At 62.3% G+C, this 18,377-nt stretch carries 17 protein-coding genes; 10 read left to right on the forward strand and 7 right to left on the reverse strand.

What is annotated here, in order from left to right; translation table 11 throughout:
* Positions 1 to 25: 25 nt before the first annotated feature.
* From NKI19_RS00395 to NKI19_RS00410, 4 genes are all read right to left on the reverse strand, one after another.
* Positions 26 to 1,195, reverse strand: a complete 1,170-nt coding sequence (locus NKI19_RS00395; protein ID WP_352565158.1) for a nickel/cobalt transporter — start codon at positions 1,193 to 1,195, stop codon at positions 26 to 28.
* Complete coding sequence (locus tag NKI19_RS00400; RefSeq protein WP_352564924.1) at positions 1,192 to 1,860, reverse strand: DUF1007 family protein; 669 nt, start codon at positions 1,858 to 1,860, stop codon at positions 1,192 to 1,194. The genes NKI19_RS00395 and NKI19_RS00400 overlap by 4 nt, the downstream gene beginning before the upstream one ends.
* An 86-nt stretch (positions 1,861 to 1,946) precedes the next feature.
* A complete protein-coding gene (locus NKI19_RS00405) occupies positions 1,947 to 2,846 on the reverse strand; it encodes a LysR family transcriptional regulator (protein WP_352564926.1) in 900 nt (299 codons plus the stop codon).
* A 1-nt stretch (position 2,847) separates the two neighbouring features.
* On the reverse strand, positions 2,848 to 4,047 hold the full coding sequence (locus NKI19_RS00410; protein WP_352564928.1) for an amidase: 1,200 nt from the start codon (positions 4,045 to 4,047) through the stop codon (positions 2,848 to 2,850).
* A gap of 563 nt (positions 4,048 to 4,610) precedes the next feature.
* Between NKI19_RS00410 and odc2 the strand changes: the two genes are divergently transcribed.
* Entirely contained in the window at positions 4,611 to 5,744 is a 1,134-nt protein-coding gene (gene odc2 / locus NKI19_RS00415; RefSeq protein WP_352488774.1) for an ornithine/lysine decarboxylase, read from the forward strand.
* Between the two features lie 95 nt (positions 5,745 to 5,839).
* On the forward strand, positions 5,840 to 6,442 hold the full coding sequence (locus NKI19_RS00420; RefSeq protein WP_352564930.1) for a GNAT family N-acetyltransferase: 603 nt from the start codon (positions 5,840 to 5,842) through the stop codon (positions 6,440 to 6,442).
* 53 nt (positions 6,443 to 6,495) lie between these two features.
* Here NKI19_RS00420 and NKI19_RS00425 read toward each other — a convergent pair whose 3' ends face one another.
* Positions 6,496 to 6,780: an SCP2 sterol-binding domain-containing protein gene (locus NKI19_RS00425; RefSeq protein WP_352448193.1), complete on the reverse strand. Its 285-nt coding sequence runs from the start codon at positions 6,778 to 6,780 to the stop codon at positions 6,496 to 6,498.
* A 287-nt stretch (positions 6,781 to 7,067) separates the two neighbouring features.
* Here NKI19_RS00425 and NKI19_RS00430 point away from each other — a divergent pair, with 287 nt between their 5' ends.
* The 7 genes from NKI19_RS00430 to NKI19_RS00460 all read left to right on the forward strand — a co-directional run bounded on the left by NKI19_RS00430 (position 7,068) and on the right by NKI19_RS00460 (position 15,058).
* Positions 7,068 to 8,849, forward strand: a complete 1,782-nt coding sequence (locus NKI19_RS00430) for a chloride channel protein (protein WP_352488776.1) — start codon at positions 7,068 to 7,070, stop codon at positions 8,847 to 8,849.
* A gap of 380 nt (positions 8,850 to 9,229) precedes the next feature.
* Entirely contained in the window at positions 9,230 to 9,517 is a 288-nt protein-coding gene (locus NKI19_RS00435) for a hypothetical protein (RefSeq protein ID WP_352488777.1), read from the forward strand.
* Positions 9,518 to 9,709: 192 nt separating this feature from the next.
* On the forward strand, positions 9,710 to 10,369 hold the full coding sequence (locus NKI19_RS00440) for a L,D-transpeptidase (protein ID WP_352488778.1): 660 nt from the start codon (positions 9,710 to 9,712) through the stop codon (positions 10,367 to 10,369).
* 10 nt (positions 10,370 to 10,379) lie between these two features.
* On the forward strand, positions 10,380 to 10,892 hold the full coding sequence (locus NKI19_RS00445) for an OmpA family protein (protein ID WP_352488779.1): 513 nt from the start codon (positions 10,380 to 10,382) through the stop codon (positions 10,890 to 10,892).
* 358 nt (positions 10,893 to 11,250) lie between these two features.
* Positions 11,251 to 11,682: a DOPA 4,5-dioxygenase family protein gene (locus tag NKI19_RS00450; RefSeq protein WP_352488780.1), complete on the forward strand. Its 432-nt coding sequence runs from the start codon at positions 11,251 to 11,253 to the stop codon at positions 11,680 to 11,682.
* A 342-nt stretch (positions 11,683 to 12,024) separates the two neighbouring features.
* Positions 12,025 to 13,041, forward strand: a complete 1,017-nt coding sequence (locus NKI19_RS00455; protein ID WP_352488781.1) for an aminopeptidase — start codon at positions 12,025 to 12,027, stop codon at positions 13,039 to 13,041.
* Positions 13,042 to 13,204: 163 nt separating this feature from the next.
* Positions 13,205 to 15,058 carry an adenylate/guanylate cyclase domain-containing protein gene (locus tag NKI19_RS00460; protein ID WP_352488782.1) on the forward strand — a complete coding sequence of 618 codons (1,854 nt, stop codon included), beginning with the start codon at positions 13,205 to 13,207 and terminating at the stop codon, positions 15,056 to 15,058.
* Positions 15,059 to 15,489: 431 nt separating this feature from the next.
* On the opposite strand, the gene NKI19_RS00465 is transcribed toward NKI19_RS00460, so the two are convergent.
* Positions 15,490 to 15,987 (reverse strand): GFA family protein, encoded by a 498-nt coding sequence (locus tag NKI19_RS00465; protein WP_352489113.1) that lies wholly within the window; start codon positions 15,985 to 15,987, stop codon positions 15,490 to 15,492.
* A 5-nt stretch (positions 15,988 to 15,992) separates the two neighbouring features.
* Positions 15,993 to 17,420 (reverse strand): coniferyl aldehyde dehydrogenase, encoded by a 1,428-nt coding sequence (locus tag NKI19_RS00470; protein ID WP_352564932.1) that lies wholly within the window; start codon positions 17,418 to 17,420, stop codon positions 15,993 to 15,995.
* 96 nt (positions 17,421 to 17,516) lie between these two features.
* Between NKI19_RS00470 and NKI19_RS00475 the strand changes: the two genes are divergently transcribed.
* A complete protein-coding gene (locus tag NKI19_RS00475; RefSeq protein ID WP_352488785.1) occupies positions 17,517 to 18,128 on the forward strand; it encodes a TetR/AcrR family transcriptional regulator in 612 nt (203 codons plus the stop codon).
* Positions 18,129 to 18,377 lie beyond the last annotated feature (249 nt).

Below are 18,377 nucleotides of genomic sequence, written 5' to 3' on the forward strand. Positions count from 1 at the left end.
AGCGCCCCGATCGGACGCAACGAGGTCAGGCGCCAGTCAGGCTGGCCGAGAGCAGCAGCAGGCCGAACAGGAAGACGAAGGCGGCGCCGCCGATCTCGACGAAGGAATGGATGCGGTTGCCCATGCGGCCATCGCCGGCGAAATACACCGCCCAGTTCTTCGCCGTTACTGCAAGCGTCGCCAGAGCCGAGACGGTGATTGCGGTGCCGAGCGCCATGGCCAGCACCGACAGGATGCCGCCGAACCATAGCCCATTCAACAACGCAAAGCTCAGCACGATCAGCGCGCCGGAACAGGGGCGGATACCGACCGCAGCCACCGCCGACCAGGCCGTGCGCCAATCGAAGCGATCGCCGGAAAGCAGCGCCGGGTCGGGCGCATGCGAGTGCCCGCAGGTCTCGCAGACCTCGCCCGCGGCATGGCTGTGGTGATCGTGCGCGGCATGGGCGTGGTCGTGGGCGCCGTGATCGTGATGGTCATGCGCATGGTCATGATGATCGTGGGCCTGAAGCGTGTGGGAATGTGCCGCATGGGCATGCGCGGAATGGGTATGCGCGGAATGTGAATGGCCGGCATGTGAATGGCCGGCATGGGCAGCCGAGAGGCTGTAGCCGGGGCTTGCCCCGAACAGGCGAAGGATGGCCGGGCCGGCCTTGCGCCACAGCAGCCAGGCGCCGAACAGAGTGACGAAGACATAGCTCATGATTTCGAGGAACCATGCGGCGTCTGTCATCGACACAGCAGTGCCGCGCAGCACGAAATAGGCCACCAGCATCACCACGATCGCGGTCAGCGCCTGCAGCAGGGCCGAGACGAAGGACAACATGATGCCGCGCCGGAGCGCCACTTCATTGGCCACCATGTAGGACGAGATCACCGCCTTGCCATGACCGGGGCCGGCGGCGTGGAAAATGCCGTAGGCAAAGGACAGGCCGATGAGCAGCCACAACTTGCTGCCGTCCTGGCGCATCGCCTTCATAGCGCCGGCAAGCGCATGATAGAATTCCTGCTGGCGCAGATTGATCCACATCAGGATGTGGGCGAACGGGCCGGTGGCGGTTGGAGCCATGCCGTCATTGGTGCCGATGCCGAGTGAGCTCTGGGCGTGGGCGGAGCCGAGAAAGTGCGTCATCACAAGGGCGACGGCCAGAAGACCGAATGCCAAACGCAGGGACGGTTTGGTCACTGGATCTATCCTTCCGGCTGACAGGTCAGTTCAAGTTTGGTGGCAAAGATCTTGCTCATGTCGGTGCCTGTCGGATCGTTGAAGAAGGCCTCGGTCAGGGTCTTCTGGTTCTGGGCGATCGCCTCGTCCGGGTTCGGGCGGACAACCTTGCTGGTGCAGGTCGGCGGCAAGCCATCGACCTGCAGATTGGCATCCTCGGTGAAATCGATCGCGGTGTAGAAGGTCGGGTCGTAGACGCCGATATCTATCTTGCCGCTCAGTTTGATCGGCACCTTCGGTTCGGACTCAAACAGGATGATCAACTGGTCATTGTCGAAATTGGCCATCAGATGCGGCGGCGGGGTCATTGCCACGTCCTTGCCGTCGACGGTGACGAGCTGGAAATAGTTGAATTCGGCAAGCGAGGCATGGACCGTGTCGGCGACATCCTTCAGCTCCTTGTCGTCGAGTTTCAGGTCGGAATTCTTGTCGAACTCCATCATCACCGTGCTCGAAAACAAATCATCGAAGCGCCAGACATGGCGCAATGCCTTCACAGTTTGGTGATCCGGGCCGAGGACCACTTCGAGACGGGCCTCGGCGAAGACGTGGGGATGCACCTCAGCCGGTCCGACGGCGGCAAACGTCGCGGTCAAGGCCGAAGCCAGCATCATTGCTTGCCGTTTCAGGTGCATTCTCGGTCGCGATTCAATCGGCTTCGGTGAATTGTCGACAGTTACCAGAAAGCGGGCGAAAATGGGACCGCAACGCGGCTGAACGCTCATGCGTTGTCCAGCGTCTTGAACCACTGCACCAGGAAGTCGACGAAAACGCGAACTTTTGCAGGCAGATAGCGCCGGTGCGGATAGAGGGCAAAAATGCCGCCGCCGGGCAGGATGCGGTCATCCAGCACAGTCACCAGCTTGCCGCTTTCGATGTCGGGCGCGGCGATGAAATCCGGCAGGACGGAAAACCCCAATCCCGCGACGGCGGCGGCCCTTGCCGCCATCGGGCTGTTGACCTCGATCGGGCCGGAAACCGAAACGCTCACCGTATCGCCGCCGTCGCCCTTGAACGGCCAGTTGGTGAGCCAGCGGCCATTGGTGTCGATGATGCAAGGCACGCGGGCAAGGTCTTGCGGCCTGACCGGCATGCCATGCTTGGCGATCAGTTCGGGAGACGCGCAAAGCCGTACCGAAAACGGCGCCAGGCGTCTGGCAATCAGCGAGGAACTTTCCAGCCGCGAAATGCGCACCGCGAGATCGAAACCCTCCTCGACCAGATCGACGAAACGGTCGTCGAGATGGATGTCGAGCACGATGTCGGGATGCTGCTTGGCGAAATCGATCAGCGACTGGCCGATCGGCGCGTCGGCAAAGGTGCGCGGCGCCGACAGCTTGATCCTGCCGCGCACGTCGCCGGAGGATTCGCGCACCGCATCGGCAAGGCTGTCGACCTCGCGCACGATCTCCGAGGCGCGCCGGTAATAGGTGTGGCCGGCCTCGGTGAGGGAGAACTGCCTGGTGGTGCGGTTGAGCAGCAGCGCGCCGAGTTCGTCCTCCAGCTCGCGCACATATTTCGACAACAGCGCCTTCGAGCGGCCGATCTTGCGCGCCGCCGCCGAAAAGCCTTCGGCCTCGACCACGTCGATGAAGGCACGCATGCGGGTCAGCGTATCCATGTCATGCGCCTCCTTGGTGGGCCGAAAGGATGCGGGCGGCGAGTGTAATCAACTGCCGGTCGCTGTTCTTCGGGCCGAGCAGCGAAAGACCGAACGGCGCCCCGCCGGTCTTGCCGAGCGGCAGCGTGATTTGCGGAAAACCGGACAGGCCGGAAAGGCATAGCAGTCTCAGCGCGCGCTCGCGATAGGTCTGCAAATCGTCGAGTGACGCCGCCTTGAGCGGCGCGGCACCCGGAACGGTCGGAAGCACAAGAACGCCGTCCTCGCCAAGCAGGCCGGCAAGCTCGCGGCGAAACGAAACGCGACGTTCCGTTTCACGTTGCGCGGTTGCCGCGTGGATAGTCGCGCCGTGCTCGAAACGCTCCTTGACTCCGGGTCCCAGCATGCGGTCGCCGCCGGCGATCCAGGCGCCGTGATTTTGCCAGGCTTCATAGCCCTGCAGCTTGCGGAAGCACCAATAGAGATCGTCGGTGGAATGAGACAGCGGGCCGACGCTGCGCGGCGCGCCCAGCACCGAAGCGGCGCTGCGGAGCATGGCGCGATATTCGTCGGCCTCGTGCGGGCCAAGCACGAGGCCGTCCAGCGCAGCGAGGGCGACGGGGCGTCTCAGTTCGTGGGAATGCGGATCGTCGCCGAGCAGCACCGTGCCGACCTTTTCGTAGGTGACGATATCCTTGGCGAACCAGCCGAACGTGTCCAGCGAAGGCGCCAGCGGCATGGCTCCGTCGAGCGGAATGCGGCCATGCGTGGTCCTGAGGCCGATCAGGCCGCAGAAGCTCGCCGGCGCACGGATCGAGCCGCCGGTGTCGGACCCGGTGGCGATGTCGGCAAGCCCGCCGGCAACCGCCGCGGCAGAACCCGAGGATGAACCGCCGGTGACGCGATCGGGTGCCGCCGGATTGACCGGCGACGGGAAATGCGCGTTCAATCCCAGCAGGGAAAACGCCAGTTCGTCGGTCTGCGTCTTGCCGACGAAACGCGCACCCGAATCAAGCAGCGCCTGGACGGCCGGCGCGGTCGCCATGGCCGGCGAAGCCTCCCGGTATTTCTGCGGATTGCCGCAACCGGTGCGGTAGCCGGCGACGTCGAAGATGTCCTTGACGGCAAGCCGCAAGCCGGCAAGCGGGCCGGATTTCGTATTGGCTACAGGGGTTTGATCAAGGTCGAGAAAAGCGTTCAGCGGGCCGCGAGTGCCTGTCATGCGTTCGATATCCGGATGTGCTTGCCGCAGCATTGTTCTTCTGGTTGCCGCAGCATTGTTCGATGCCACAAATTTTACAACCTGCCATACGATTTTTATTGATTGTGAAATCTTTCGATCTTATATCGCGCTTGCCCAAAGTCGCACGTGCCTGTGGGTGTCCGCCGATCCTCGAATGGTGAGGGCAATCGGTAAGGTAACTGGAGCCAACCCCTCCAGTCGGTTTAGCGGCCAACCGCCAACCGAGGACACCTTGAAGCAACGACGGTGCGGGCCTTTCTGGTGTTCTGCCGGTCGTCCAAAGACCGGGGTTACTGAAGAGGCACACCTTCATTGCCGGCAGTGCGGACGGGTCTCCCATCCAAGCCAAGGCAGACAAAGCGAACCGAGGCCGGGCAAGGCCAAGGTTCACCGCCGCGAGACGGCGCTTCATGGTTCCGGGGTCTCCACCGGCTGGTTCCATGGATTTCCGTCCCGCCTTTGTCCACCGCGTGTTCGCGAGGCCGAGAGCCCGCGTCCGCAAGCCTTTGTGCGCGCCGAAAGGCGCTGATGGAGAGACCCCGATGGCTACCCAGCGCATCCTTGACTTTCTGGCCACCCGACGTCCGAACGGCCCGTGCCTCGTCGTCGACCTCGACGTCGTGCGCGACAATTTCCGCGCCTTCGAGAAGGCGCTTCCCGATTCAAAGATCTACTATGCGGTGAAAGCAAACCCGGCACCGGAAATCCTGCGCCTGCTTGCTGCGATGGGCTCGTCCTTCGACACCGCTTCCGTTGCCGAAGTCGAGATGGCGATGGACGCCGGTGCGCCGGCGGACCGCATCTCCTTCGGCAACACCATCAAGAAGGAGCGCGATATCCAGCGCGCCTACCAGCTCGGCATTAAGCTGTTTGCGGTGGACTGCGTCGAGGAGGTCGAGAAGATCGCCCGCGTCGCTCCCGGCGCCCGCGTGTTCTGCCGCGTCCTGACCGACGGCGAGGGCGCCGAATGGCCGCTGTCGCGCAAGTTCGGCTGTGTGCCGGCGATGGCGGTCGACGTGCTGCGCCATGCCAAGGTGCTCGGTCTCGACGCTTATGGCGTGTCGTTCCATGTCGGCTCGCAGCAGACCGACCTGACCGCCTGGGACCGCGCGCTCGCCGACGCCAAGAAGGTGTTCGCGACGCTGGCTGACGAAGGCATCGTGCTGAAGATGGTCAATATGGGCGGCGGCTTCCCGACCCGCTATCTCAGGGATGTGCCGGTGGCGCAGGCCTATGGCCAGGCGATCTTCGCGGCGCTCAGGAAGCATTTCGGCAACGCCATCCCCGAGACGATCATCGAGCCGGGCCGCGGCATGGTCGGCAATGCCGGCGTCATCAAGTCGGAGGTCGTGCTGATCTCGAAGAAGGCCGACAACGACAATGTGCGCTGGGTGTTCCTCGACATCGGCAAGTTCGGCGGTCTCGCCGAGACGATGGACGAGGCGATCCGCTATCCGATCGTCACCGCGCATGACGGCAGCGAGACCGCGCCTTGCGTGCTCGCCGGCCCGACCTGCGATTCGGCCGACGTGATGTACGAAAAGACGCCGTACCCGCTGCCCCTTTCGCTGACCATCGGCGACGAGGTGCTGATCGAGGGCACCGGCGCCTACACGACGACCTACGCCTCGGTCGCCTTCAACGGCTTCGAACCTCTCCGATCCTACGTGATCTGACGGTTCGAAAGAACCGGTCAGATCATCCCGAGGTGGGCGCCTGTCGCCCGCCCGGGCTCGCCTGTGGAACAATCCGCTCGTGAAGGATCGCGGAAATGGACGTTTTGGATTTCATTGTTGAAGGCGCCGCAGGAATCTCCCCCTCGAGGGGGGAGATTGCCGGCGCTTTTGTCATCACTGCCGAAACCGCCGCCGACGTTGGCGCTCGCGAGGCGTTGCTCGATCGCGCCATGGGGCCGAAGCGCCGGAAAAAGTCATCGGAAAAGCTGCGGCGCGGCCGCCGGCCTTCGGAGGGTCTGGCCTTTGTCGCGCGCGATGCGTCGGGCACTGTTGCCGGCACCGTGCGGCTGTGGGACGTGGTGCTGGGCGAGGGCGGCAAGGCAGCGCTGCTGCTCGGCCCGCTTGCGGTCGACCCGGCGCTGAAAAATGCCGGCATCGGCTCGGCGCTGATGCGCCATGCGGTCACTGAGGCCAAGAGGCTCGGCCATGCGGCGATTCTGCTGGTCGGCGACGCGCCCTATTACGAGCGATTCGGGTTTTCGGCCGCAAAGACCGGCTCGCTGGCCATGCCGGGGCCTTACGAGCGGCACCGCCTGCTGGCGCGGGAACTGGTTGTCGGCGCGCTCGACGGCGCGCAAGGCACGCTGAAGGCGGCCGGGCGCAAGCTGAAGGCGCAGAGACTGCCGCTCGCCGCCTGACGCTTTGAATCAAGCCGCCGCCGTCGCGCGGCGGCTTGTCTCGCCTTAAGCGATCAGCCGATCAGCTGGCTGAGCGCCATGGCGACGCTCATGTCGCCTTCGACCTTTATCTTGCCGGACATGAAGGCCATGGTCGGGTTGAGATCGCCCGATATCAGCGAGTCCAGATCGTCGAGTGACAGCTTTATGGTGCAATCGGCCGGCGCATCGGTGGTCGAGACATCGGCGCCGTCGATGACGATGACGCCGTCGCTGCCGGTGTCGAATTTCACGGAGCGATCGAAGCCGGCGCTCGCCACGCGCGACCTGATGTTGTCGGCAATCTCCTGAACGCTCATGGCGGTTCTCCTCGTCTGGTTGCGTTTGTCGCGCCTCGACGCTTCGACCTGGGGCGCTTCGATCTGGGGCGCTTCGACCTAGCCGAAGCCGCTTGCCTGGTTTTACAGCCACGGCCGCTGGCGCATATAGCTTCGGGTTGACGTTTACGTCAACGCAGTTCCCCGAGCCGAAGATGGGCTTTATCGCCGCAGCATCACGTCAGGATGACACCTTGCCGGCCGGCATTGTTGCCATGCGGTGACGCCGGGCGTATCAGGCGCCCCACGAATATCGGCGAGCCGCCCTGGTGCTTTCCAAAAACGAACCGCAAGTTTACGCCCGCCGGTTGCGCGCGGTGCTGATCAGATCGATCCCGCTGCTCGAGGCGCGCGGCATCGCCGTCGTCATTCTGGCGGCTTTGGTCGGGATGATGGCGGGTGCGCTGGTCACCGGCATGAGCGGACTGGTGCAGGTCCTGCATGGGCTTATGTTCGGCGTTCAGCCCGGCGGTCGGCTTTCGGCGATGTTTTCGCTGCAAAGGCCGGAGCAGGCGCTGATACCGGCGATCGGCGGCATCCTGCTCGGGCTATCGGTGATCTGGCTGAGAAAGCGAAAATTCCGCACCCCGGTCGATCCGATCGAAGCCAACGCACTTTACGGCGGCCGCATGTCGCTGACCGATACTTTCATCATCGCCGGGCAGACGATGATCTCGAGCGGCTTCGGCGCTTCGGTCGGGCTCGAGGCCGGCTACACGCAGGTGGGTTCGGGCCTGGCGTCGCGGCTGGCGCGCTTGTTCAGGCTGCGCCGCAACGATGTCCGCATCCTGGTTGGCTGCGGTGCCGCCGGCGCGATCGCCGCCGCCTTCGACGCGCCGCTGACCGGCGCCTTCTACGGTTTCGAGCTGGTCATCGGCATCTACTCGGTCGCCAATGTCGCGCCGGTTATGGCCGCCGCGATCTCGGCCTCGCTGACCGCCGAGGTGTTCGGCGGCGTGCCGTTTCCGCTGGAGCTCGCCGGCCTCCCGGCGCTGACGGTCAGCCAGTATCTGCCGTTCATGCTGCTCGGGCTTCTGGGCGGCGGTGCTTCCATCGCCATCATGCATCTGGTGAGCCTGATCGAGCGCGTCTTTGCCCGGCTGTCGATCGACGCCTCGCTGCGCCCAGCCATCGGCGGCGTGATGGTCGGGCTGCTGGGGCTGGTCACGCCGCAGGTCCTGTCCAGCGGCCATGGCGCGCTGCACCGCGAATTCGCGATGAATTACGGGCTGGCCGCGGTGGCCAGCGTCTTCGTGCTGAAGCTGGCGGCCTCGGCGATCTCGCTCGGCTCCGGCTTCCGCGGCGGCCTGTTCTTTGCCTCGCTGTTCCTCGGCGCACTGCTCGGCAAGATGTTTGCCGGCGCGATGGCGTTCGTCTCGCCGGCGACCGGCATCGACCCGGCCGTCGCCGCCGTCGTCGGCATGACCTCGCTCGCCGTCGGCGTCGTCGGCGGCCCGCTGACGATGACCTTCCTGGCGCTGGAATCGACCCGCGACCTGACGCTGACCGGCGTAGTGCTGGCCGCCTCGCTGATGGCGGCGATCCTGGTGCGCGAAACGTTCGGCTATTCCTTCTCGACATGGCGCTTCCACCTGCGCGGCGAAACCATCCGCAGCGCGCATGATGTCGGCTGGATGCGCAGCCTGACGGTCGGCTCGATGATGCGAAAGGATGTCCGCACCATCGACGCCTCGACGACGCTTGCGGAATTCCGCAAGCAGGTGCCGCTCGGTGCCTCGCAGCGCGTCATCGCGGTCGACGCCGACCTGCATTATGCCGGCGTGCTGATCGTCGCCGAATTGCACAGCCATTTGTCGGATGACGAGATGCCGGTTAAGTCCTTCGCCAAATTTAGGGATGCTGTGCTGGTGCCGAGCATGAACGTGCAGTCGGCGGCCGAGACCTTCCAGCGCGCCGGCGCCGAGGAATTGGCGGTGGTCGAGGATTTCACCGACCGCAAGGTCGTCGGTTTGCTGACCGAGGGCCATCTGATGCGGCGTTATGCCGAAGAACTCGACAAGGCGCGGCGCGATCTGTCGGGCGAGGGGTAGGACAGGGGGGAGCCAACGTCTGGAGAGACCGACATTGACCTTCGCAGACCGAAACCTGAGTGGCTGCTTGGCGCCTATCTCGGATATTGAGACCAGCGTCGCTCTGTGGTCGGAACGGACCCTCGCGATCCAGAAAGGGAACTCGATGGACCACCAAGCCGACGAGCAAGCGCGCCGAGCCGCAGACGCGCTCGGCCGAAGAGTCTAGCACCTGGTCTGAGATCGGCTGCGTTCTAGCCAATTTCCGCCTGCCGCGCTTCAGGTGTTGCAAGACGTTCAAATTTGAGCTTCCGCACTCATCCTTTGTCGAGAGTATCTCCGTAAGTTTTGGCCGTTCTGAATCGCCTTCGGCGACGATGACGAGGAAATAGGAGAACGCAATGGCTCGCAATCACGTTCAACGTCTTGGAGAGTTCAGGGAAATCCTGGTCGCGACCCGACGCGAAGGAGTCCGTAACGTGCACCATACTCGCGACGCAATGCGGGCAAGTGGCTTTCAGATCGGGGACAGCGACGGCTCCAGCTACGGAGCCGAGCTGAAGGTGCTCCAAGAGGAAATTGAGGCAGTCGATCGCGCCATCGAAGACGAGAAGCGGTTGGCCTTGGCCCTCGAGAGCGCGGCTCAATCCCGCCGACCGACCAAACCGAGAATCGTGAAGGGAACATAGGGTCAGGTACGGCCCTTGGCGCCCGTGGCGTCGAGCGCCTCCGGTGTCGGGCTCGCCGCCGCCGTGGTGCAGTGCCTTAAGAAGCAGACGTTTCGCTTTCGGCGGACTGAAGCAACGCAGCATTTTCCACTTTGAGGCGAAATAATTCTCAACTATGGTCCGTCAGGCTTTAGGCATGGGGGAATATTGCCGATGGTTTTATCACGCAGGGGTGTCGTGCTCGGCGGCCTGGCGCTGGTCGCGGTGGGTGCAACCAGCAATACTGCTCAAGCCGCGGCGGCAAAATCCTTTTTCGCCGGTACCGCCAGCGACAACAATTTTGTCTATCGCAAGACCAACTTCGCCAAGATCGACAAGCGATGGCATCGCCAGATCGTCAAGTATTTCAGCAGCGAGCCGGTCGGCACCGTCGTGGTCGATACCCGTCACCACTTCCTCTACGTCATCATGGAAAACAAGACCGCCATCCGTTACGGCGTCGGCGTCGGCAAGGAAGGCTTCAAATGGTACGGCCGCGCGACGATCGACCGCCGCGCGCTGTGGCCGGACTGGGTCCCGCCCCCCGAAATGCGTAAGCGCAGGCCGGAGCTACCGGACATGATCGCAGGCGGCGCGTTCAACAATCCGCTCGGGCCGCGCGCGCTCTATCTGCACCGCGACGGCGCCGACACCGGCTATCGCCTGCATGGCACGCTGGAGCCATGGAGCATCGGCACCGACGCTTCCAGCGGCTGCATCCGCATGTTCCCGGAAGACATCATCGACCTCTACCAGCGCTGTCCGATCGGCACCGCGGTGCAGGTCCTGCCGCACATCGCCGACCAGGCGCCCGCTTCCACCACTGTCGAATGATTGGCGCCTCATGAACCGCATGATTGAAAACACGCGCCGGCTGCTCGCCGCCGGCCTGCTGGTGTCGGTCGCATCCTGCTCGACCAGCAACACGCTGGCCCCTCCCACGCCCGACGTCACCAACACCGAGGTTGCCGGCTTCCAGAACGTGCAGCCGGGCAGCGAGGAGGATTTTATCCTCAATGTCGGCCGCCGCACCTATTTCACGCAAGGTTCGGCCGCGCTCGATTCTGTCGCCAAGGCCACCCTCGACACCCAGATCGCCTGGTTGGCAAAGCATCCACGCTGGCTGCTCAAGCTGCAGGGTTTCGCCGACGATCCCGGCGCAAGTGAAACGGCGCTGTCGCAGAAGCGCGCCGATGCGGTGATGGACTACCTCGCCGCCGGCGGCATAGACCGCAACCGCATGTGGGCCAAGGGCTACGGCAAGGACAGGCTCGTCCGCGAGTGCCCCGACACCGCCTGCAGATCGCAGAACCGCCGCGTTGTGTCTAATTTGCGCGATGTGAGGGACGAGTCGTAGGGGGCTGCTGTTTTGCTGGTCAGTCTCACACCACGGCGGCATGGCTGCTTTTCGCCATCTCGGACATTGAGACCAGCATCGCTGTGCGCTCAGGAACGGACCCTCGCGATCCAGAAGCGGAACTCGATGGACCAGCAAGCCGACGAGCAAGCGCGCCGAGCCGCAGACGCGCTCGGCCGAAATGCCTAGCACCTGGTCTGAGATCGGTTGGGTCCTAGCCAATTTCTTGGCCATCGCCAGGGAGGGCGGCGTCGACCAGGTGACGATGCGCGAGGCCGGCAAAAGGGCCAGGGTGTCGGGAGTGCCGTTCCGGCATTTTCGGACCAAGACAGCGCGATAGGCATCGAAGGAGAGCATTATGGTGAACGAAGACGCCGCCAGTCCAAGACCGCTTTCGGAAATTGCCAGTTATCACGCGCATATCTACTACGACGGGCAGGCAGAGCGGCAGCATGCCGAATGGCTGCGCCTGCGCATCGGCGAGCGTTTCCGCGTGCGCCTGGGCAATTGGCGCGACGAGCCGGTCGGCCCGCATGAGCAGGCCATGTACCAGGTCTCCTTCGCCACCGAGATTTTCGCTTCGCTGGTTCCATGGTTGATGCTGAACCATGGCGGCCTGAGTATCCTCATCCACCCCAACACCACCAACCCCAAGCGCGACCATCTGGTCGACCCGATCTGGATCGGCCGCCCGCTGGGGGTGCACGGCGAGGTGCTGGGTGAGGAGGATGAGGCGGAGGAGGCGGAGGAGGCGCTGGAGGTGAATACGGAGCCGACGCTGGAGCCGTAATCGCGTGGGACTGCGCCGACCCCCACTCCGTCTCGGCTTCGCCGAGCCACCTCTCCCCCATTTCATGAGGGAGAGGAAACGATAATCGTCAAGGTCGCAACCTCGGAAAGCCCAGGTTTCCTCATCCCCCACGAATGTGGGGGAGAGGTGGCTCGGCGAAGCCGAGACGGAGTGGGGGAGCGCCATATGCGATTGCCTGGGCGGGCGACTGAGCGCGGTAACTTGCACCGGTGTCTTCTTGACGAAAATCGGTGCGCCTGTGAGAGCAAGAAGTCCATGTGGAGATAAGCAGGCGGTGGGCAAACTGTGAGGCGCGTTCTTCGAATACTGGCCGCGCTGACCATGGCGTTCGGGGTGAGCGGCTGCACGAGCATCTCCTATTACGCGCAGTCGCTGGAGGGCCATGTGGAGATCATGGCTGCGCGCAAAAATGTTGGAAGACTGATCCGCGATCCTTCGACACCTGAGGCATTGCGCAGCAAGCTGACGTCGGCGAGCGCCATAAGACGGTTTGCGACAGATGAACTGTCACTGCCCGACAACAGCAGCTATCGCAGCTATGTCGACATCCACCGGGATGCGGTGACCTGGGCCGTTTTTGCCGCGCCGCAGTTCTCGCTCGCGCCAAAAACATGGTGCTTTCCGGTTTTCGGCTGCGTTCCCTACCGGGGTTACTTCTCCCGGAAATCCGCGACGGAAAGCGCTATCGAGCTTCAGAGACAGGGGCTGGACGTCCATGTCACCGGCATCACCGCCTATTCCACACTGGGCTGGTCCAGCGACCCGCTGCTCAGCACCATGCTCCGTCAGGACGACACCTACCTCGCAAGCCTTGTCTTCCATGAACTGGCGCACCAGCGCCTCTATGTGGATGGCGATTCCGCATTCAATGAGGCTTTCGCGGTTGCCGTCGAAACCACCGGCACAAGAAAATGGCTCCGCGCCGCCGGCGATCGGGCCGGATTGCGCCGCTACGAAGCCGCTCGCAAGCGCAACGCCGATTTTCTCGGGCTGGTGTCGAAAACGCGCGAAGAGTTAGCCCAGGTCTATGGAAGTCTCCGTACCCCGCAGCAGATGGCGGCCGTCAAGGCGGCCACGATCGACAGGCTGCGGATGCGCTACCGGGACATGCGCGACAGGCGCTGGGCCGGATACCGGGGCTACGACGCCTGGTTCGAACAGCCGATCAACAACGCAAAGCTTGCTGCGACCTCAGTCTACGGTGAACAGGTTCCGGCATTTCTTCACCTGTTCGACCTGTGTTCCGGCGACTATCCAAGGTTTTATGCTGCTGTTCGACGGATAGCGGACAAGCCGTCCCGTGGAGAAGCACTGAAGGCTATGGAGAGCTGTGATTGAGGTGAACAGTGCAGCGCCCTAAAAGCGGACGCTTCCGGCCCAAATCAAGTCGTTTCGCAACCAGCAGCCGCTTGCGGGTAAGGTCCTGATAGGCGAAACTGATTGGAACCGGGAGGGTTTGCCACCTCGTCTCCGAGGTTGGCCGCCGACAGAGTGCTCCGAAATGGACCGCAAGCTCGCCGCCATCCTTGCTGCTGACGTTGTCGGATATTCTGCCATGATGGAGCGCGACGAGGCGGGTACGCATGAACGGGTGCGCGCCGGTCATAAGGAACTTTTCGAACCGACAGTGGCGCGTCATCATGGCACTATCTTCAAGCTGATGGGCGACGGCCTGCTGGCGGAGTTTTCTTCTGTCGTCGAGGCGATGGAGTGCGCGGTTTCGCTGCAACGTGGGCTGGCCGAGCGAAACGCCTCGTTGCCGAAAGACCAGCGCGTGGAAGTGCGCATCGGCGTCAATCTTGGCGAGGTGATTATCGAGGGTGACGATCGGTTTGGCGAGGGCGTAAATATCGCGGCGCGGCTGGAACAACTTGCCGAGCCTGGCGGCATCTGGGTGTCTGCAAAGGTCGCGCGCGAGGTTGAGAAGAAGCTGGCTTTCGGCTTTCAGTCGATGGGCCTGCTGAAGGTCAAGAACATCGCGGAGCCGGTGGAGGCATACCGTGTCACGATCGGCGGCAAGGCCAGCCCCAGGCGCGCGAGCCGCAGCCGGTCGCGGCTGCCAGTCGTGGCGAGCTTCCTGGTGCTGGTCTTAGCAGTCACGGCGGTCCTGGCGTGGTGGCAGTTCTATGGAACAAAGCGCGATATGGGCCAGGGTGGTATCCCGACCGTCGCGGTTCTGCCGTTCAAGAACATGAGCGGCGACCCGAAGCTGGAGTATTTCAGCGACGGCATGACAGACAATTTGATCTCGATGCTGGCAGGCGTCACCGAACTTAAGGTGCTCTCGCGTAGCTCTACCTTTGTCTACAAGGACAAGCCAACCGATGTCCGCCAGATCGGCCAAGAGCTGAACGCGGCCTACGTGATCGAGGGCAGCATCTGGAAGGAGACGGACCGGGTGCGCATCACCGCGCAGCTGATCAACGCGCGCACAGGCGAAAATCTCTGGGCGGAAAAGTTCGATCGCTCTGGAAGCAATCCCCTTGTGATTCAGGACGAGGCGATCGAACGCATCATTGGGACGCTTGGTGGCCAGCGCGGAAAAATGTACGACAGCGAATACAAGAAGGTCTGGGAAAAGGACACACCGGATCTTGAAGAGTACGACTTCTTCCTTCGCTCCAATTTCTTTTTTGGGCAGTTCACGCCCGAGAGCCTGGTGAAGGCGACGGACATAATTCTTGAGGGCCTGGCCAAATTTCCCGACTCCTCGCTGCTATCGTGCGGACTGGCTTGGGATCACGTCTTGGCGGCCGGCCTCGGCTTTGACGAAAAGCCTGACGAACATTGGCGCATGGCGTCCGAACTGGAAGCAAAGGTTCTTCCGCGGGCAAACCTCGGACCCGACGCAAGAAAAAGCTGCTTGTGGTCATCCGTCTACGTCAGCGCTCATGAGGGCAACTTCGATCTGTCTCTGCGTAGGGCTGATGAGGTGATTGCGCTTTCGCCCGGAGACGCGTTTCTCATCGGCGACCTTTCATCAGCAGCCCGCTTCAGCGGCCTGACAGACAAGGCCATTGAGCGAGCAGAATACGGGCTCAGGAACGATCCAAACTTCGCCGATTATTATCTCGTGATGAAGGCGAATGCCCTGACGGATATCGAAAAGTACGCCGAATCTGCTGCACTGATCACGAAGGCTTCAGACTTCATGATCACTGTTCCGCTGCTACGTGCCATCAACGATGTCCATCTTGGAAAAACTGACGATGCACGCAGTGAAGCCCTCAAGGCGCTTGCCATGCAGCCGTGGCTTAAGGCCGCGCGGTGGCGCGATATGACTTTCCATACCAATCCTGCAGTGATTGATCGACAGGTGGCCGATCTGGTGGCCGCGGGAATGCCAATGAAGTAGTTTCGTTTGCGAGCCCGGCTGGAGAACCGGCGCACACAGCACCCTTGCCCGTCTCGCTGGTGAGATTCAGTCCGAGCTTCCTCCTAAGGATGTCGGCAGGGCTCCTGTATCAGGTCGCGAAGACGCCTGCGCCGATTTGAATGTCCACCCTTGAAGATGCGCAGCCAGAAGCTGCCAGTCCGCTTATGGCCACAAAGCTCGCTCGCTTCCATGACTGTCATTGACACGGAAGCAGTCATCGAAAAGGAGCCGAATTCGCCGGCTGAACTGGCCAAGAATTCTCGTGGATAGCCGAGGGTTTTCTCAACTAGCAGGATCAAGGCGTTCAAACGTACTGTCGTCCGGGACCCTAAGCTGCCGCCGGCGTGGCCTCGCTGCTGGCGTAGGGGAGCAATCGGGTAACGCCTCGCCAAACAGATCGACTTTCCATTTCACAAGCCACTTATGATAAGTTTCCCGACCGCCCACTCGCTCGCAAAATAGCCGCTGTATTTGGGCACGCTATCGGGCATATCCAGCACTCGACGGTGATAGAACATGTCGAACCGAACCGGCGGCAGCCGGGCCTCGGGCTCGAAATTGCTGGCGGGGATGAACATCACCTTGAACGGCCCGACGCCCGCAACCTCCACAACGGGCTTGCCGCAAGTCCGGCAGACCCCGCGATTGAAGTTCGGAGGCGGGCGGTATTTCTTGAACGAAATATTGCCGGCGTTTTTCAGCACGACATCCGTGCCGCGAACGGCGACCACATCCGCAAACGGTTTGCCGTTGAACGCCTGGCAGATCAGGCAGTGGCACCGGAACCTGGCTTTCGGCGAGGTATGCACCTCGAACGAGCAGGCGCCGCATTCGCATGAGCCGCGTAGCGGCAACGACGTGTCATTGGTCATGTTCTGATGCTCCCGAGCTTGACTTAATGATGGCATGCTGGTCACCGGAGCATCACGTTGAGGATGGTATCGATCGGCTGTCTGAAGGGCGCGCGCAGAAGGTTGGAGAGGTTCCAACGGCCCTGCTCATAGATCCCCTTGGCGTGGCTGAGGTTATGGAAGCCTTCGATGCCATGGTATGCGCCCATGCCGCTGGCCCCGACGCCGCCGAAGGGCAAGTCATCCTGGGCGATGTGCATGATCGTCCCGTTGATAGTGACGTTGCCTGAGGTTGTTCGGCTCAGCACTTTGCGCCGGTGTTCGTCATCGGCACCGAAGTAGTAGAGCGCGAGCGGCCGAGGCCGGGCGTTCACATAGGCAATCGCTTCTTCAACGTCGCGGTAGGGAAAAATCGGCAGGACCGGGCCGAAGATTTCCTCATGAGCGATGCGCATGTCGTCTGTGACTCCGAGCACGACAGTTGGCGCCAGCGTGTTGGGGCGCAGAGACGCCTCACCGGGCCGATTGCCAACCTCTATGATCTGCGCTCCTTTGGAGCGGGCATCGTCGGTGAGGCCCTGTAGCCGGGCATAGTGCCGCGCGTTGATGATTGAGGTGTAGTGTTCACTCGTCGGACCGTCAGCATAGAAGGACATCACCTTCCGGTCATATGCCTTGACGAACGCGTCAACTTCGCTTTCGTGGATGAGTGCGTAGTCCGGAGCGATGCAGGTTTGTCCGGCGCTGAGCAGCTTTCCGTAGACAATTGAAGTCGCCGCTTGGTCGAGGTCGTGGCCCTTGGCAACGATGCTAGGCGACTTGCCTCCGAGTTCGTGGGTAACCGGAACGAGGTTGTCGCTTGCGGCCTTCATCACCGATCGCCCTACTGCGGTGCTCCCCGTGAAGACCAAGTGATCGAACGGCAGGGCAGTGAAATCCGCCCCTACCGCCGCATCACCGGTCACGATCGCGAACTGGTCCTCGGAGAATATCTCGCCGAACATTTTTGCGAGCAGCGCATTTGTTACGGGCGTGAACTCTGAGGGCTTCAGCATCACCCGGTTTCCGGCAGCGATGGCCGTGACAACCGGCATCAGCGACAGGTTTACCGGGTAATTCCAGGGCGACATGACGCCGACAACGCCAAGCGGCTGGTATTCAATGCGGGCGTTGCCCATTCGCATGTGCAGAGCAACGTGGCGGCGGGAAGGCGCCATGAAGCTGCGAAGGTTGCGGATCAAATACTTCGTTCCCTCGGCGACCCCTCCAACCTCCATGATCGCCGTCTCATACCTCGAGCGATGCCCGAAATCGGCATTGATGGCATCTTCGATCGCTTTGCGGTGCCCGATTAACGTGGCCCTGAACCTAGCCAGATCAGAGCGTCGCTGCGCCAGCGAAGGCGCTCCGTCACGCAGGAAAGCAGCACGCTGGGCCGCGAGGAGACTGCACAGCCGATTAGCGTCGGTGGTATTTGCGGTTGCGTTCATGGTCCACTCCAATGTAGACAAGAGAAACTTATGCCCTTACATAGGCGCTTAAGTAGTCACTGTCAACAATGTAACCACAGGAAACTTTGAGGTATCATGCGGGACGCACCCGATCGCCCCTATCACCACGGTGACCTCCGTCGTGCGGTTATCGAAACGGCGTTGGATATGCTTCGGGAGGAGAAGGGCTGGCAGTTCACGTTGCGCGAAGTCGCCCGCCGCGCGGGCGTAAGCCACGCGGCACCCTACAAGCACTTTCCGGACAAAGCCGCGCTGCTTGCGGAGCTCGCCATGATTGGCTTCGACCGACTGCGGGAGTGTCTATCGGCCGCCAAGCCCAAGACGCCCAAATCTCTGCGCGACGAAATCACTCCGGTATCTCATGCCTACGTCGCGTTCGGAATCGACAACCCGGCTCTCTACCGCCTGATGTTCAGCGCGGGGGAGGAGAAAGCCGCAGGGATGCATCTCAATGAGCGGGCGCTCGCGGTCTTCGATGTAGCGCTCGAAATCCTCCGGCGCGGCCAGGCCGCGGGGAGCATTCGCAAGCGGCCGATAGAAGGTCAGGCGGCAGCTTGGTGGGGGCTCATCCACGGTATGACCATGCTTGCGATCGATGGCCTCCTAGTGTCAGAGAAAGTCGGATCGGCCCCCTTGGATGCGGCTTTAAGCACGATGATGGAAGGGCTGGCGAACCCGGCATCATGACACTAGCTGTTCATGCAAAAATATGCGCTTTTGGCCGCAAACAGGTCCTTAGTGAATGACCGCTTCGCACCACCGATTGCCGACTGCAATCTTGCGAGAAGCGGCTTTGGGTCAGATCAGAACGTTGCTTGCGCAGAACTGAATGTCAGCTTTCACAGACATTGCTGCTAGGAGCTGGCGGTCCGCATCCGGCCCAAACCTGACGTGTAGCTCGCTCGCCTCTATGTCTGCGATTGACACAGAAGCAGT

Source organism: Mesorhizobium sp. M0751 (assembly GCF_040320265.1).
In the GTDB taxonomy this organism is placed as follows: domain Bacteria; phylum Pseudomonadota; class Alphaproteobacteria; order Rhizobiales; family Rhizobiaceae; genus Mesorhizobium.